Genomic DNA, 14,440 nt, shown 5'->3' with positions numbered 1-14,440 from the left:
CTGCTTCTACGATCCGGCGCCCGCCGCCCCCCGCCCGCTAGATGCCGCGCGCCTTCAACACCCGTCCCAGATCGTCGAGTTGATCCGCGAGTCGGCGCCGCAGCGCGGGGCTCGGCCCGGCGTCGGCGAGGCACGCCTCGCCCAGGCGCAGGTTCTCGGTGTCGACGGCGTGCACGGGGAACGCCCACTTGCCGATGACGGCGGCGATGGCGGGCCCCCGGCGTTCGGCGACGGGTACGGCGTCGGCGTAGAAGCGGGCGACGTACGGCCGCAGCAGCTCGGCCTGTTCGGGCTGCCAGAAGCCCTGCGCGGTGGCGGTGAACAGGTAGTTGGAGAGGTCGTCGGAGGCGAACATGGCGTCCCAGGCGCGCGCCTTGGCGTCGGCGTCGGGCAGCGCGGCCCGGCAGCGCGCGGCGCCCTCCTGCCCGGTCGCGGACGGGTCGCGCGCCAACTCCCCGGCGATGGCGGCCTCGTCGGTGGCCCCGAGCACGGCGAGCCGCCCGAGGATGCGCCACCGCAGGTCGGGGTCCAGCTCGGGCCCGCCCGGCACGGTCCCGTCGGCGAGCCACGCGGCGATCGTGTCGGGGTGCTGCGCGACGTCGATGAAGTGCCGCACGGCGATGAGCCGCAGCCCCGGGCTGTCCCCGTCCTCGGTGCGCCGCAGGACGTCCTTGCACAGCAGGCACAGCGAGGTCAGCGCGCCGGGCCGCTCCTCGGGCGTGAGGTAGCGCCCCGCCAGCTCCGTGGTCGCGAAGGTGAGGACGGCCTCGGTGACGGCGAGGTCGGTCTCGTGGGGGAGGTGGGCGCGGGCGGTCTCCAGGTAGGCGGCGGCGGGGAGTTCACCGTCGCGTACGGCGTCGCGCAGCGCGTTCCAGACGACGGCCCGCGTCAACGGGTCGGGGAGGGCGGCGAGTTGCCTGCGGACGGTGTCGGCGGAGTCGGCGTCGAAGCGGACCTTGGCGTAGCTGAGGTCGCCGTCGTTGAGGAGCAGCAGCGCGGGTTTCTTGCCGAGGTCGTGCGGCGCGCTCTGCGGGACGTCGAGGTGGACGCGGGGGCGGGGTACGAGCGTTCCCGCGTCCTCGTCGTACAGGCCGACGGCGATGCGGTGCGGGCGGGTGCCGGCGCGCTCGACGGTGAGGGTGCGGTCGGCGCCGGTGCCGGCGACGACGGGGGTGAGGGTGTCGACGCCGGTCGTGCGCAGCCAGGCGTCGGCCCAGGCGTGGACGTCGCGGTCGGTGGCGGAGGCGAGGCTGTCGATGAAGTCGGCGAGGGTGGCGTTGCCGAACCGGTGCCGGGTGAAGTGGGTGTTGATGCCGGCGAGGAAGTCGTCCTCGCCGAGCCAGGCCACGAGCTGCCGGAGCGCGGAGGCGCCCTTGGCGTAGGAGATGCCGTCGAAGTTGAGGAGGGCGGAGGCGGTGTCGGGGACGGCGTCGGGGGCGACGGGGTGGGTGGTGGGGCGCTGGTCGGCGTCGTAGCCCCAGGCCTTGCGGGAGACGCCGAACTCGGTCCAGGGGCCGGTGAAGCGGGTGGCGTCGGCGGTGGTGCGGTAGCCCATGTACTCGGCGAAGGACTCGTTCAGCCAGATGTCGTCCCACCAGCGCAGGGTGACGAGGTTGCCGAACCACATGTGGGCCATCTCGTGGGCGATGACCATGGCGCGGGTCTGGCGTTCGGTCTCCGTGACGGCGGAGCGGTACACGAACTCGTCGCGGAAGGTGACCAGTCCGGGGTTCTCCATCGCGCCCGCGTTGAACTCCGGGACGAACGCCTGGTCGTAGGAGTCGAAGGGGTAGGGCTCGGTGAACTGCTCGTGGTAGCGGTCGTAGCACTGGCGGGTGATCTCGAAGAGTTCGTCCGCGTCGGCGTCCAGGTGCGCGGCGAGGGAGCGGCGGCAGTGCAGGCCGAAGGGGAGTCCCTGGTGTTCGGTCCGTACGGAGTGCCAGGGGCCGGCGGCGACGGCCATGAGGTACGTGGAGATGGGCGGGGTCGTCGCGGCGCGCCAGCGGCCCTCGCCGAGGTGTTCGGTGACGCCGTTGGCGAGGACCGTCCAGCCGTCGGGGGCCTGGACCGTGACGTCGAACGTCGCCTTGAGGTCGGGCTGGTCGAAGGCGGCGTAGATCCGCTGGACGTCGTCCAGGAAGAGTTGCGTGTAGAGGTACGTCTCGCCGTCCGCCGGGTCGGTGAAGCGGTGCATGCCCTCGCCGGTGCGCGAGTAGCGCATGGTCGCCTCGACGCGCAGTTCGTGCTCGCCGGCCTTGAGCTTCTTGAGGGGGAAGCGGTTGCCGGAGAGTTTCGCGGGGTCGAGGGGCTTGCCGTCGAGGGTGACGGAGCGCAGTTCGGCCGGCTTCAGCTCGACGAAGGTGTCCGCGCCCGTGCGCGCGGTGAAGCGGATGACGGTGTGGGACTCGAAGGTCTCGTCTCCGGTGGTGAGGTCGAGGTCGACGGCATAGCCGAGGACGTCGAGGAGTTCGGCACGGCTCAGCGCTTCGTCGCGCGTCAGTACGGACATGGGCCCATGCTGCCTGATTCACGGTACGGCGCACAGAGGCGGATCGGTACACACCTTTCGTCCGCCTCTGTGCGGGCCCGGTGTCAGGCTCCCGTGTCCTCCGCGATCCGTTCGTGGTGGCGGATCACCTCGGCGACGATGAAGTTGAGGAACTTCTCGGCGAAGGCGGGGTCGAGTTTGGCGCTCTCGGCGAGGCCCCGCAGCCTGGTGATCTGGCGGGCCTCGCGGGCCGGGTCGGCGGCGGGGAGGTGGTGGCGGGCCTTGAGGTAGCCGACCTGCTGCGTGGCCTTGAAGCGTTCGGCGAGCATGTGGATGACGGCGGCGTCGATGTTGTCGATGCTGTCGCGCAGGCGCGTCAGCTCTTCCTGGACCTCGGGGCCGACGGTGTTGCTGGTGGTCATGGCCGTTCACCCTAATCCGTCCGGTCCCGGAGGGCCCGGGGTGTCCACCACTCGTACAGTAAGAAGAGAGTGCAAGACGTCGGAGGGGGTGCGGCGTGGCGGACGGCGGGCCGGTCGAGCACGGTTTCCCGCACCTGGAGACGGTGCGGGCGGCGGTGACGGCGCTGTACAGGCGCCTGTCGTACGACACGGTGTGCGCGTTCGGGGCGAGCGTGCCGCCGGTGGACGTCGCGTTCGCGGACGCCGACGACCTGCACCTGGGCGCGCAGCGCGTCGCGCGGGAGCTGATCCGGCACTACCGGCTGCCGGACGCCCGGCTGATCGTCGGCTTCCGCGAGATGGAGCACGCGGCGCACATCGAGCTGACGGCGGGCCCGGAGTACTTCGTCGAGCTGAACGACCGTTTCCGCACCCACCGCGAGGACATCGGCGCGGCCCTGGCGCACGAGATCATGCATGTGTACCTGCACCGCCTGGACCTGTCCTTCCCGGGCACCCGGGACAACGAGATCCTGACGGACACGGCGGCCACCTACCTCGGCGCGGGCTGGCTCCTCCTGGACGCCTACCGCGAGCACGGCGAGGCGTCCCAGAAGCTCGGCTACCTCACGCCGGAGGAGTTCGGGTACGTCCTCGCCAAGCGCTCCCTGTTCTTCGGCGAGGACCCGCGGACATGGTTCACGAGCCCGCAGGCGTACACGGCGTACGAGGCGGGCCTCGCCCGCGCCCTGCTCGACGGGCGCCAGCCTCCGCTGACGGCGGCGGGCTGGGCGGGGCGGCGCCGGTACGCCCGGGACCGGCGCCTGGTGCGGACGGCTCCGGACACGCCGTACTCGTTCTCGGCGGACAGTCCGCTGCGGGTGACGTTCCCGTGCCCGACGTGCTACCAGCGCATCCGGGTGCCGGTGAAGGGGCGGGTGCGGGCGCGGTGCGGGCTGTGCCGGACGGTGCTGGAGTGCGACACGTAGGCCGTCACAGCCGTTCGATGATCGTCACGTTGGCCTGTCCCCCGCCCTCGCACATGGTCTGGAGCCCGAACCGTCCTTCCACGCGCTCCAGTTCGTGCAGCAGCGTCGTCATGAGCCGTGCCCCGGTGGCGCCCAGGGGATGCCCGAGGGCGATGGCGCCGCCGTTGACGTTCACCTTCTCCGGGTCCGCGCCGGTCTCCTCGATCCACGCCAGCACCACGGGCGCGAACGCCTCGTTGATCTCGACGAGGTCGATCTGGTCGAGCCGCAGGCCGGTCTTCTTGAGGGCGTGCGCGGTCGCCGGGATGGGCGCGGTGAGCATCCTGATCGGGTCCTCGCCGCGTACGGAGAGGTGGTGGACGCGGGCGCGGGGCGTCAACCCGTGTTCCTGGACGGCGCGTTCGGAGGCGATGAGCAACGCGGCGGCCCCGTCGGAGACCTGGGACGAGCACGCGGCGGTGACGGTCCCGCCGTCGATGACCGGTTTGAGCGCGGCCATCTTCTCCAGCGAGGTGTCCCGGCGGGGGCCCTCGTCGACGTCGACGTCCTTGAAGGGCACGGTCTCCCGTACGAACCGGCCCTCGTCGACGGCCCGCAGAGCCCTGCGGTGCGAGGTGAGCGCGAACTCCTCCTGCGCCTCCCGGCTGATCCCCCACTTCGCGGCGATCATCTCGGCTCCCGCGAACTGGTTGACGGGCCGGTTCCCGTACCGCGCCCGCCACCCCTCGCTGCCCGCGAACGGCCCCTCGGTGAAGCCGAGTCCGACGGCCGCTTGCCGGGTCGCGTAGGCGATGGGGATCTGTGTCATGTTCTGGACGCCGCCGGCGACGACGAGGTCCTGCGTCCCGGACATGACGGCCTGCGCGGCGAAGTGCAGGGCCTGCTGGGAGGACCCGCACTGCCGGTCGACGGTGACGCCGGGCACCTCCTCGGGGAGCCCGGCGGCGAGCCAGCAGGTGCGGGCGATGTCCCCGGCCTGCGGTCCGACGGCGTCCAGGCAGCCGAAGACGACGTCCTCGACGGCGGCGGGGTCGATGCCGGCGCGGCCCACCAGCGCCTTCAGTACGTGCGCCCCGAGATCCGCCGGGTGCACGCCGCCGAGCCCTCCCTTCCGCTTCCCGATCGGTGTGCGGACCGCTTCGACGATGTATGCCTCGGCCATGGCGACTCCCTGGCGGACTTCCCTGCGTGGGGCGGGTGCGGGCACCATACCCACCAAGCGCTTGCTAGGGAAGAGCCATGGCCCGGCGCCGGGGTTCAGTGGCCCCGCGTCAGCTCCTTGTACTCCTTCACCGTCGGTTTCGCGATCTGCGTGCCCGGTCCGAACATCGCCCTCGCGAGGCGCTCGCGCACCCGCTGCACCGCGCCCACCTGCCGCCGGACCCCGTTCGCGTCGACGCGCGCGCCGATCTCGTACGGCGCCGGCTGCTCGTGCTGGGTGAGGGTGTGCAACTGGGCCTGCGTGAGGGGCTCATGGACCTCGATGTACTCGCCGTGCGGGAGGCGTTTGATCGTGCCGGTCTCCCTGCCGTGCAGCACCTTGTCCCGGTCGCTGCGCTGGAGGCCGAGGCAGATGCGTTTGGTGAGGACGAAGGCGAGGACGGGGAGGACGAAGACGCCGATGCGGACGAACCAGGTGATCGCGTTGATCGACAGGTGGAGGTGCGTGGCGACGATGTCGTTGCCGCCGCCGATCAGCAGGACGCCGTACAGCGTCAGCCAGGCGACGCCGAGTCCCGTGCGGACGGGGACGTTCCGGGGGCGGTCGAGGACATGGTGCTCCCGTTTGTCGCCGGTGATCCACGCCTCGACGAACGGGTAGACGCCGAGCGCCACGAGGATCAGCGGGAACAGGGTGAACGGGATGAACACGCCCAGCTGGAGGGTGTGGCCCCAGGCGTTGATCTCCCACGCCGGCATCACGCGGATCAGCCCCTCCGAGAACCCGAGGTACCAGTCCGGCTGCGCGCCGGTCGTCACGAGGTCCGGGCGGTAGGGGCCGAACGCCCACACCGGGTTGATCGTCGCGATGCCGCCCATCAGGGCGAGCACCCCGAACACCAGGAAGAAGAAGCCGCCCGCCTTCGCCATGTACACCGGCATGAAGGGCATCCCGACCACGGACTTCTCGTCCTTGCCCGGGCCCGGGTACTGCGTGTGCTTGTGGTAGAAGACCAGGATCAGGTGCGCGACGACCAGGCCCAGCATGATCCCCGGCAGCAGCAGGATGTGGATCGGGTAGAGGCGCGAGATGAAGTCGACGCCGGGCCACTCGCCGCCGAACAGGAAGAACGCGATGTACGTCCCGACGACCGGGATCGCCAGGATCGCGCCCTGCGCGAACCGCAGCCCGGTGCCGGACAGCAGGTCGTCCGGCAGCGAGTACCCCGTCAGCCCGGTCATGATCCCCAGGAACAGCAGCGTCCACCCGAACACCCAGTTCATCTCGCGCGGCTTCCTGAACGCGCCCGTGAAGAACACCCGCATCATGTGGATCAGCATCCCGGCGACGAACACCAGCGCCGCCCAGTGATGGATCTGCCGGATCAGCAGCCCGCCCCGCACATCGAAACTGATGTCCAGCGTCGACTCGTACGCCTGCGTCATGCTCACCCCGTTCAGCGGGGTGTAACTGCCGTTGTAGATCACCTCGGAACTACTGGGATCGAAGAACAACGTCAGATAGACCCCGGTCAGGATCAGCACGATGAAGCTGTAGAGGCAGACCTCCCCCAGCATGAACGACCAGTGATCCGGAAACACCTTCCGCAGATTGGCCTTGGCCAGCCCGTATATCCCGAGCCGCCCATCGGCCCAGTCGGCGAAAGCCTCGCCCTTGCCCTTGCTGTCCGTACGCACCCCGTCAGCCATGAACCACAGGGTGGCACGAGCGAGGGGTTACGCCAACAGGGCGATCAAAGAAGGAAGTTGATGTTACGTCAGAGGCGTGAGGAGTCTCGTGAGGGAAGCGCGGGAGCCCTCCAGGCGGGCGATCCGCCCCTCGATGCCGTCCAGTTGCTCCCTGAGCAGCGGCGTCAGGCACGGCTCGACCTCGGCGTCGCCGCCACAGACGCAGTCCAGCACCTCGCGGATGACCCGGGTCGGCAGCCCGGCGTCGAGCAGGACGCGGATACGGCGGACGACGACGGGGGCGTCGTCGGCGTACACGCGATGCCCGCCGGGGGTGCGCCCGGCGTCGAGAAGCCCCTGCTCCTCGTAGTACCGCAGGAGCCGAACGGCGACGCCGGTCTCCTCGCTCAGCTCCCCGATCCGCACTGTGACCCCGCTCACGTCGACTTGAAACTCACACCGGTGTGACGTCCTAGCGTCTCAGCCATGACCGACACAGACGTATTCCTCATCGGCGGCGACCTTCCCGTACGCAGGATCGGCTACGGCGCGATGCGCCTGTCCGGCGCGCCGCACGAGCGCTCCGGCATGACCGCCCCGATCTGGACCGCCCCCACCGACCGCACCGAGTCGATCGCCCTGCTGCGCGAGGCGGTCGAGCTGGGCGTGAACCTCTTCGACACGGCCGACGCGTACGCCCTCGGCGAGAGCGAGGAACTGCTCGCCGAGGCGCTGCGGCCCTACGGCGACGAGGTGGCCGTCGCGACGAAGGCGGGCGTCCTGCGCCCGAGCCCCGGCGAGTGGATCACCCACGGCCACCCCGCCTACCTCCGCCAGCAGGCGGAACTGAGCCTGCGCCGGCTGCGCACCGACCGGATCGACCTGTTCCAGCTCCACCGCGTCGACCCCGAGTACCCCCTGGCCGACCAGGTCGGCGCGTTGAAGCAGCTCCAGGACGAGGGCAAGGTCCGCCACATCGGCCTCTCCGAAGTCACCGTGGCGGAGCTGGCGGAAGCCTCGGAGACGGCCGAGATCGCCAGCGTCCAGAACCTCTACAACCTCGCCGACCGCACCCACGAACCGGTCGTCGACCACACCGCCGCGCACGGCATCGCCTTCCTCCCCTACTTCCCGGTGACCGTCGGCGACGCGGCACCCCGACTCGGCACGCTGGCCGCCGAGTTGGACACGACGGTCTCCCGACTCGCCCTGGCCTGGCTCCTGCACCGCGCCCCGAACGTCGTCCCGATCCCCGGCACGTCCTCGCCCGCCCACCTCGCGGAGAACGTGGCGGCGCTCCGACTGCGGCTCACCGAGGAACAGTTCAAGCGGATCGGATGACGCCGCGCGCCCGCGTGGGCGCGGTCTCCTGGACCTCGTGCGGACGTGCGGCGACGCCTGCCCTGTCGTCCGGTCGGGGACAGTTGGGCAGGCGCCGTCTGGTGTTCCGTACGCCTTTGTACGGGACGTCTTGTGAGGCCGTCAGACCATCAGGGAGCGGTCCGTCGGGCGGATCGGGGCCGGCAGGTCGCTGGCGCCCGTGAGGAACCGGTCGCAGCCGCGGGCGGCGGAGCGGCCCTCGGCGATGGCCCAGACGATGAGGGACTGTCCGCGCCCGGCGTCACCGGCGACGAACACGCCGGGCACGTTCGTCTGGAACTCGGCGTCGCGGGCGATGTTCCCGCGCTCGTCCAGGTCGAGCCCGAACTGTTCCACGAGCCCGTTCTCCCGGTCCGTGCCGGTGAACCCCATGGCGAGCGTGACGAGTTGGGCGGGGATCTTCCGCTCGGTGCCGGGCTTCTGGGTGAGCTTGCCCTCGACGAACTCGACCTCGACGAGGTGCAGCCACTGCACGTTGCCCTCCTCGTCGCCCTCGAAGTGGGTCGTGGAGACGGAGTAGACCCGCTCGCCGCCCTCCTCGTGCGCGGAGGTCACCTTGTACAGCATGGGGAAGGTCGGCCAGGGCTGCCCGGCCGGACGGTCCTCGCTGGGGCGCGGCATGATCTCCAGCTGCGTGACGGACGCGGCGCCCTGGCGGTGCGCGGTGCCGACGCAATCCGCCCCGGTGTCACCGCCGCCGATGACGACGACGTGCTTGCCCTCGGCGGTGATGGGGGACGTCACGTAGTCGCCCTCCTGCACCTTGTTCGCGAGGGGCAGGTACTCCATCGCCTGGTGGATGCCCTTCAACTCCCGCCCGGGGACGGGCAGATCGCGCGCGGTGGTGGCCCCGGCAGCGATGACGACGGCGTCGTACCGCTTCTTGAGATCGGTCGCCTTGAGGTCGCGGCCGATCTCGATCCCCGTCCGGAAGCGGGTCCCTTCCGCGCGCATCTGCTCGATGCGCCGGTTGATGTGCCGCTTCTCCATCTTGAACTCGGGGATGCCGTACCGCAGCAGACCGCCGATGCGGTCGGCGCGCTCGTACACGGCGACGGTGTGACCGGCCCGGGTGAGCTGCTGCGCGGCGGCGAGCCCGGCCGGGCCCGAGCCGATGACGGCGACGGTCTTGCCGGAGAGCCGCTCGGGCGCCTGCGGGGCGACCGTACCGGCGTCCCACGCCTTGTCGATGATGGAGACTTCGACGTTCTTGATGGTGACGGCGGGCTGGTTGATGCCCAGGACGCACGCCGACTCGCAGGGAGCCGGGCAGAGCCGCCCGGTGAACTCGGGGAAGTTGTTCGTGGCGTGCAGCCGCTCGGACGCGGCCGTCCAGTCCTCGCGGTACGCGTAGTCGTTCCACTCGGGGATGAGGTTCCCGAGGGGACAGCCGTTGTGGCAGAACGGGATGCCGCAGTCCATGCAGCGGGACGCCTGCTTCGAGATGATCGGCAGCAGCGAACCGGGGACGTAGACCTCGTTCCAGTCCTTCAGGCGCACGTCGACGGGACGGGACTTGGCGACCTCACGGCCGTGGTTCAGGAAGCCCTTCGGGTCAGCCATTGGTCGCCGCCTCCATCATCTTCTCGGTGATCTCGGACTCGGAGAGTCCCGCCTGCTCGGCGGCGTCCTTGGCGGCGAGCACTGCCTTGTACGTACTGGGAATGATCTTGGTGAAGCGCTCGGCGGACGCGTCCCAGTCGGCGAGCAGCTTCTCGGCGACCGTGGACCCGGTCTCCTCGGCGTGGCGGCGCACGACGCCGTGCAGCCACCGCTTGTCGTCGTCGGACAGCTCCTCGATCGCGCCGAGGTTCCCGGAGTTGACGTTGTCCCGGTTCAGGTCGATGACGTACGCGATGCCACCGGACATGCCGGCCGCGAAGTTGCGCCCGGTCTCGCCGAGGACGACCGCGTGACCGCCGGTCATGTACTCGCAGCCGTGGTCGCCGACGCCCTCGGAGACGACCAGCGCCCCGGAGTTGCGGACACAGAACCGCTCACCGGTACGCCCGCGCAGGAACAGCTCCCCGCCCGTCGCGCCGTACGCGATGGTGTTGCCCGCGATGGTCGAGTACTCGGCGAGGTGGTCGGCGCCCCGGTCGGGGCGGACGACGACCCGGCCGCCGGAGAGGCCCTTGCCGACGTAGTCGTTCGCGTCGCCTTCGAGGCGCAGCGTGACACCGCGCGGCAGGAAGGCGCCGAAGGACTGGCCGGCGGACCCGGTGAAGGTGATGTCGATGGTGTCGTCGGGCAGGCCGGCGCCGCCGAACTTCTTCGTCACCTCGTGCCCGAGCATCGTCCCGACGGTGCGGTTGATGTTGCGGACCTTGACCTGTGCGCGCACCGGCTGCGCGGACGTCGCGTCGGAGGCGGCGAGCGCGTCGGCGGCGAGCTTGATCAGCTCGTTGTCGAGGGCCTTCTCCAGGCCGTGGTCCTGGGCGACCGTCTGGTGCAGCACGGCGCCCTCGGGCAGCGCGGGGACGTGGAACAGCGGGGCCAGGTCGAGGCCCTGCGCCTTCCAGTGGTCCACGGCCCGCTCGACGTCAAGGAGCTCGGCGTGCCCGACGGCCTCCTCGATCGACCGGAAGCCCAGCTCGGCCAGCAGCTCGCGGACCTCCTCGGCGATGAACCGGAAGAAGTTCACGACGTACTCGGCCTTGCCCGCGAACCGGTCGCGCAGGACGGGGTTCTGCGTGGCGATGCCGACGGGGCAGGTGTCGAGGTGGCAGACGCGCATCATGACGCAGCCGGAGACGACGAGCGGCGCGGTCGCGAAACCGAACTCCTCGGCGCCGAGCAGCGCGGCGATGACGACGTCACGGCCGGTCTTGAGCTGCCCGTCGGTCTGGACGACGATCCGGTCGCGCAGGCCGTTGAGCAGCAGCGTCTGCTGCGTCTCGGCGAGCCCCAGCTCCCAGGGACCACCGGCGTGCTTGAGAGACGTCAGCGGCGAGGCACCCGTACCGCCGTCGTGGCCGGAGATCAGGACGACGTCCGCGTGCGCCTTGGACACACCCGCCGCGACCGTGCCGACGCCGACCTCGGAGACCAGCTTCACGTGAATCCGCGCCTGCGGGTTCGCGTTCTTCAGGTCGTGGATCAGCTGAGCCAGGTCCTCGATGGAGTAGATGTCGTGGTGCGGCGGCGGCGAGATGAGGCCGACGCCCGGCGTCGAGTGACGCGTCTTGGCGACCCACGGGTAGACCTTGTGACCGGGCAGCTGGCCGCCCTCGCCGGGCTTGGCGCCCTGGGCCATCTTGATCTGGATGTCGTCCGCGTTGACCAGGTACTCGCTCGTCACGCCGAAGCGGCCGGAGGCGACCTGCTTGATCGAGGAACGGCGCGCCGGGTCGTACAGGCGCTCCGGGTCCTCGCCGCCCTCACCGGTGTTGGACTTGCCGCCCAGCTGGTTCATGGCGATGGCGAGGGTCTCGTGGGCCTCGCGGGAGATCGAGCCGTAGGACATGGCGCCGGTGGAGAAGCGCTTGACGATGTCCTCGACGGACTCGACCTCGTCGATCGAGATCGACGGCCGCTCGCTCTTGAAGCCGAAGAGCCCGCGCAGCGTCATGAGGCGCTCGGACTGCTCGTTCACGCGGTCCGTGTACTTCTTGAAGATGTCGTAGCGGCCGGAGCGCGTCGCGTGCTGGAGGCGGAAGACCGTCTCCGGGTCGAAGAGGTGCGGCTCGCCCTCGCGGCGCCACTGGTACTCGCCGCCTATCTCCAGCGCGCGGTGCGCCGGGGCGATGCCGGAGGCGGGGTACGCCTTGGCGTGCCTCGCTGCGACCTCCTGGGCGACGACGTCGATGCCGACGCCGCCGATCTTGCTGGCGGTGCCGTTGAAGTACTTCTCGACGAACGCGTCCTCAAGGCCGACGGCCTCGAAGACCTGGGCGCCCCGGTAGGAGGCGACGGTCGAGATGCCCATCTTGGACATGACCTTGAGGACGCCCTTGCCGAGCGCGTAGATCAGGTTGCGGATGGCCTGCTCGGGCTCGATGTCCGAGAGGAAGGTGCCCGCGCGGACGAGGTCCTCGACGGACTCCATCGCCAGGTACGGGTTGACGGCGGCGGCGCCGAAGCCGATCAGCAGGGCGACGTGGTGGACCTCGCGGACGTCCCCGGCCTCGACCAGCAGGCCCACCTGGGTGCGCTGCTTGGTGCGGATGAGGTGGTGGTGGACGGCGGCGGTCAGCAGCAGCGAGGGGATCGGCGCGTGCTCGGCGTCGGAGTGCCGGTCCGAGAGGACGATCAGGCGGGCGCCGTTGTCGATCGCGGCGTCGGCCTCGGCGCAGATCTCGTCGATGCGCGCGGCGAGGGACTCACCGCCCCCGCTGACCCGGTACAGGCCCGACAGGGTCGCGGCCTTGAAGCCGGGCATGTCGCCGTCGGCGTTGATGTGGATGAGCTTGGCCAGCTCGTCGTTGTCGATCACCGGGAACGGCAGGGTGACGGTACGACAGGAGGCCGCGCTCGGCTCCAGCAGGTTGCCCTGGGGGCCCAGCGAGGAGCGCAGGGAGGTGACCAGCTCCTCGCGGATGGCGTCCAGCGGAGGGTTGGTGACCTGCGCGAAGAGCTGCGTGAAGTAGTCGAACAGCAGCCGGGGGCGGCTGGAGAGCGCCGCGATCGGCGAGTCGGTGCCCATCGAGCCGATCGGCTCGGCGCCGGCCTTCGCCATCGGGGCGAGGATGACGCGCAGCTCCTCCTCGGTGTACCCGAAGGTCTGCTGGCGGCGGGTGACGGAGGCGTGGGTGTGGACGATGTGCTCGCGCTCGGGCAGGTCGCCGAGCTCGATCTCGCCGGTCTCCAGCCACTCCGCGTACGGCGCCTCGGCGGCGAGGGACGCCTTGATCTCGTCGTCCTCGATGATGCGGTGCTCGGCGGTGTCGACGAGGAACATCTTGCCGGGCTGGAGGCGGCCCTTGCGGACGACCTTCGCGGGGTCGATGTCCAGGACGCCGACCTCGGAGCCGAGGACGACGAGGCCGTCGTCGGTGACCCAGTAGCGGCCGGGGCGCAGGCCGTTGCGGTCGAGGACCGCGCCGACCTGGGTGCCGTCGGTGAAGGTGACACAGGCGGGGCCGTCCCAGGGCTCCATCAGCGTGGAGTGGAACTGGTAGAACGCGCGCCGGGCCGGGTCCATCGAGTCGTGGTTCTCCCACGCCTCCGGGATCATCATCAGCACGGAGTGCGGCAGGGAGCGCCCGCCGAGGTGCAGCAGCTCCAGGACCTCGTCGAAGGAGGCGGAGTCGGAGGCGTCGGGGGTGCAGATCGGGAAGATCCGCTCGATGCCCTTGTCGCCGAACAGATCACTGACGAGCTGCGACTCGCGGGCGACCATCCAGTTGCGGTTGCCCTTGACGGTGTTGATCTCGCCGTTGTGCGCGACGAACCGGTAGGGGTGGGCGAGCGGCCACGACGGGAAGGTGTTCGTGGAGAACCGGGAGTGGACGAGCGCGACGGCCGAGGCGAAGCGGCGGTCGGAGAGGTCCGGGAAGAACGGCTCCAGCTGGCCGGTGGTCAGCATGCCCTTGTGGACGATGGTCCGCGCGGACAGCGACGGGAAGTAGACGCCGGCCTCGCGCTCGGCGCGCTTGCGCAGCGCGAACGCCTTGCGGTCGAGGACGATGCCCTCGGACTCGCCGTCGGCGACGAAGACCTCGCGGAAGGCGGGCATCGTGGAGCGTGCGGTGGCGCCGAGCAGGCCGGGGGCGACGGGGACCTCACGCCAGCCGAGGACGGTGAGGCCCTCCTCGCCGGCGATCGTCTCGATCCGCGAGACGGCGTCCTCGGTGCCGTCCTCGGGGAGGAAGGCGATGCCGACGGCGTACGAACCGGCCGCGGGCAGCTCGAATCCGGTGACCTCGCGGAAGAAGGCGTCCGGGACCTGGGTCAGGATGCCCGCGCCGTCGCCCGAGTCGGGCTCGGAGCCGGTGGCGCCGCGGTGTTCGAGGTTGCGCAGAACGGTCAGCGCCTGCTCGACCAGCGTGTGGCTCGCCTCGCCGGTGAGGGTGGCCACGAAGCCGACGCCGCAGGCGTCGTGCTCGTTACGGGGGTCGTACATACCCTGCGCGGCAGGGCGAGCATCCATGAAGGACCAGTTCTGGCCATTCGCGGAGTGCTGGGACGGCTGGCGCGGCGTACGCATCGGCTCTCCCGTCGTCGTCTCAAGTGGCATATCTGCGTTGCCGAGGGACGACGTTGGCCCTCTGCGTAAGTGCAAAATTTCGTGCAGGTTACATGATGGGACGGTTCTCGGGAAGTGGATAAACCGTTCCAACATGTGGACGCCGTGGGGTCGCGGCGGGTGCCGCGCGGGGCGGCTGAAAATG

9 protein-coding genes are annotated in these 14,440 nt (G+C 70.5%); 2 read left to right on the top strand and 7 right to left on the bottom strand.

All coding sequences use genetic code 11. From position 1 onward, the window contains the following. Window positions 1-37: 37 nt before the first annotated feature. Both pepN and PV682_RS07660 read right to left on the bottom strand, forming a co-directional pair. Window positions 38-2,509 carry an aminopeptidase N gene (pepN, locus tag PV682_RS07665; RefSeq protein WP_319725387.1) on the bottom strand — a complete coding sequence of 824 codons (2,472 nt, stop codon included), beginning with the start codon at window positions 2,507-2,509 and terminating at the stop codon, window positions 38-40. Between the two features lie 83 nt (window positions 2,510-2,592). Continuing rightward, the gene (locus tag PV682_RS07660; protein ID WP_109363058.1) at window positions 2,593-2,910 is read right to left on the bottom strand and encodes a chorismate mutase; all 318 of its coding nucleotides are present in this window, start codon (window positions 2,908-2,910) and stop codon (window positions 2,593-2,595) included. A gap of 95 nt (window positions 2,911-3,005) precedes the next feature. Between PV682_RS07660 and PV682_RS07655 the strand changes: the two genes are divergently transcribed. Continuing rightward, window positions 3,006-3,878: a hypothetical protein gene (locus PV682_RS07655; RefSeq protein WP_319725382.1), complete on the top strand. Its 873-nt coding sequence runs from the start codon at window positions 3,006-3,008 to the stop codon at window positions 3,876-3,878. A 4-nt stretch (window positions 3,879-3,882) separates the two neighbouring features. Here the strand turns inward: PV682_RS07655 and PV682_RS07650 are convergent, their stop codons facing one another. The 3 genes from PV682_RS07650 to PV682_RS07640 form a co-directional block, all read right to left on the bottom strand. Then, window positions 3,883-5,040 (bottom strand): acetyl-CoA C-acetyltransferase, encoded by a 1,158-nt coding sequence (locus PV682_RS07650; RefSeq protein WP_319725380.1) that lies wholly within the window; start codon window positions 5,038-5,040, stop codon window positions 3,883-3,885. A 95-nt stretch (window positions 5,041-5,135) separates the two neighbouring features. Next, window positions 5,136-6,749 carry a cytochrome bc1 complex cytochrome b subunit gene (qcrB, locus tag PV682_RS07645; RefSeq protein ID WP_319725378.1) on the bottom strand — a complete coding sequence of 538 codons (1,614 nt, stop codon included), beginning with the start codon at window positions 6,747-6,749 and terminating at the stop codon, window positions 5,136-5,138. Between the two features lie 63 nt (window positions 6,750-6,812). After that, window positions 6,813-7,154, bottom strand: a complete 342-nt coding sequence (locus PV682_RS07640; protein WP_319725612.1) for a MerR family transcriptional regulator — start codon at window positions 7,152-7,154, stop codon at window positions 6,813-6,815. Window positions 7,155-7,214: 60 nt separating this feature from the next. Here PV682_RS07640 and PV682_RS07635 point away from each other — a divergent pair, with 60 nt between their 5' ends. Next, complete coding sequence (locus tag PV682_RS07635) at window positions 7,215-8,069, top strand: aldo/keto reductase (RefSeq protein WP_319725376.1); 855 nt, start codon at window positions 7,215-7,217, stop codon at window positions 8,067-8,069. A 141-nt stretch (window positions 8,070-8,210) separates the two neighbouring features. Here the strand turns inward: PV682_RS07635 and PV682_RS07630 are convergent, their stop codons facing one another. Next, window positions 8,211-9,671, bottom strand: coding sequence for a glutamate synthase subunit beta (locus tag PV682_RS07630; RefSeq protein ID WP_319725374.1), 1,461 nt, complete (start codon window positions 9,669-9,671; stop codon window positions 8,211-8,213). Beyond that, a complete protein-coding gene (gltB, locus tag PV682_RS07625) occupies window positions 9,664-14,256 on the bottom strand; it encodes a glutamate synthase large subunit (protein WP_319725371.1) in 4,593 nt (1,530 codons plus the stop codon). The genes PV682_RS07630 and gltB overlap by 8 nt, the downstream gene beginning before the upstream one ends. Between the last annotated feature and the right edge of the window lie 184 nt (window positions 14,257-14,440).

This window comes from Streptomyces niveiscabiei, from assembly GCF_033794345.1.
GTDB classification, from domain to species: domain Bacteria; phylum Actinomycetota; class Actinomycetes; order Streptomycetales; family Streptomycetaceae; genus Streptomyces; species Streptomyces niveiscabiei.
Note: the sequence above shows the minus strand (reverse complement) of the source record. Positions and strands in the feature narration are given on the sequence as shown.

What these genes read in the sequence shown, in the direction of transcription:
- PV682_RS07635 (WP_319725376.1), top strand. Translation starts at nt 7,215, where the DNA reads ATGACCGACACAGACGTATTCCTCATCGGCGGCGACCTTCCCGTACGC.
- PV682_RS07660 (WP_109363058.1), bottom strand. Translation starts at nt 2,910, where the DNA reads ATGACCACCAGCAACACCGTCGGCCCCGAGGTCCAGGAAGAGCTGACG.
- qcrB (WP_319725378.1), bottom strand. Translation starts at nt 6,749, where the DNA reads ATGGCTGACGGGGTGCGTACGGACAGCAAGGGCAAGGGCGAGGCTTTC.
- gltB (WP_319725371.1), bottom strand. Translation starts at nt 14,256, where the DNA reads ATGCGTACGCCGCGCCAGCCGTCCCAGCACTCCGCGAATGGCCAGAAC.
- PV682_RS07630 (WP_319725374.1), bottom strand. Translation starts at nt 9,671, where the DNA reads ATGGCTGACCCGAAGGGCTTCCTGAACCACGGCCGTGAGGTCGCCAAG.
- PV682_RS07650 (WP_319725380.1), bottom strand. Translation starts at nt 5,040, where the DNA reads ATGGCCGAGGCATACATCGTCGAAGCGGTCCGCACACCGATCGGGAAG.
- pepN (WP_319725387.1), bottom strand. Translation starts at nt 2,509, where the DNA reads ATGTCCGTACTGACGCGCGACGAAGCGCTGAGCCGTGCCGAACTCCTC.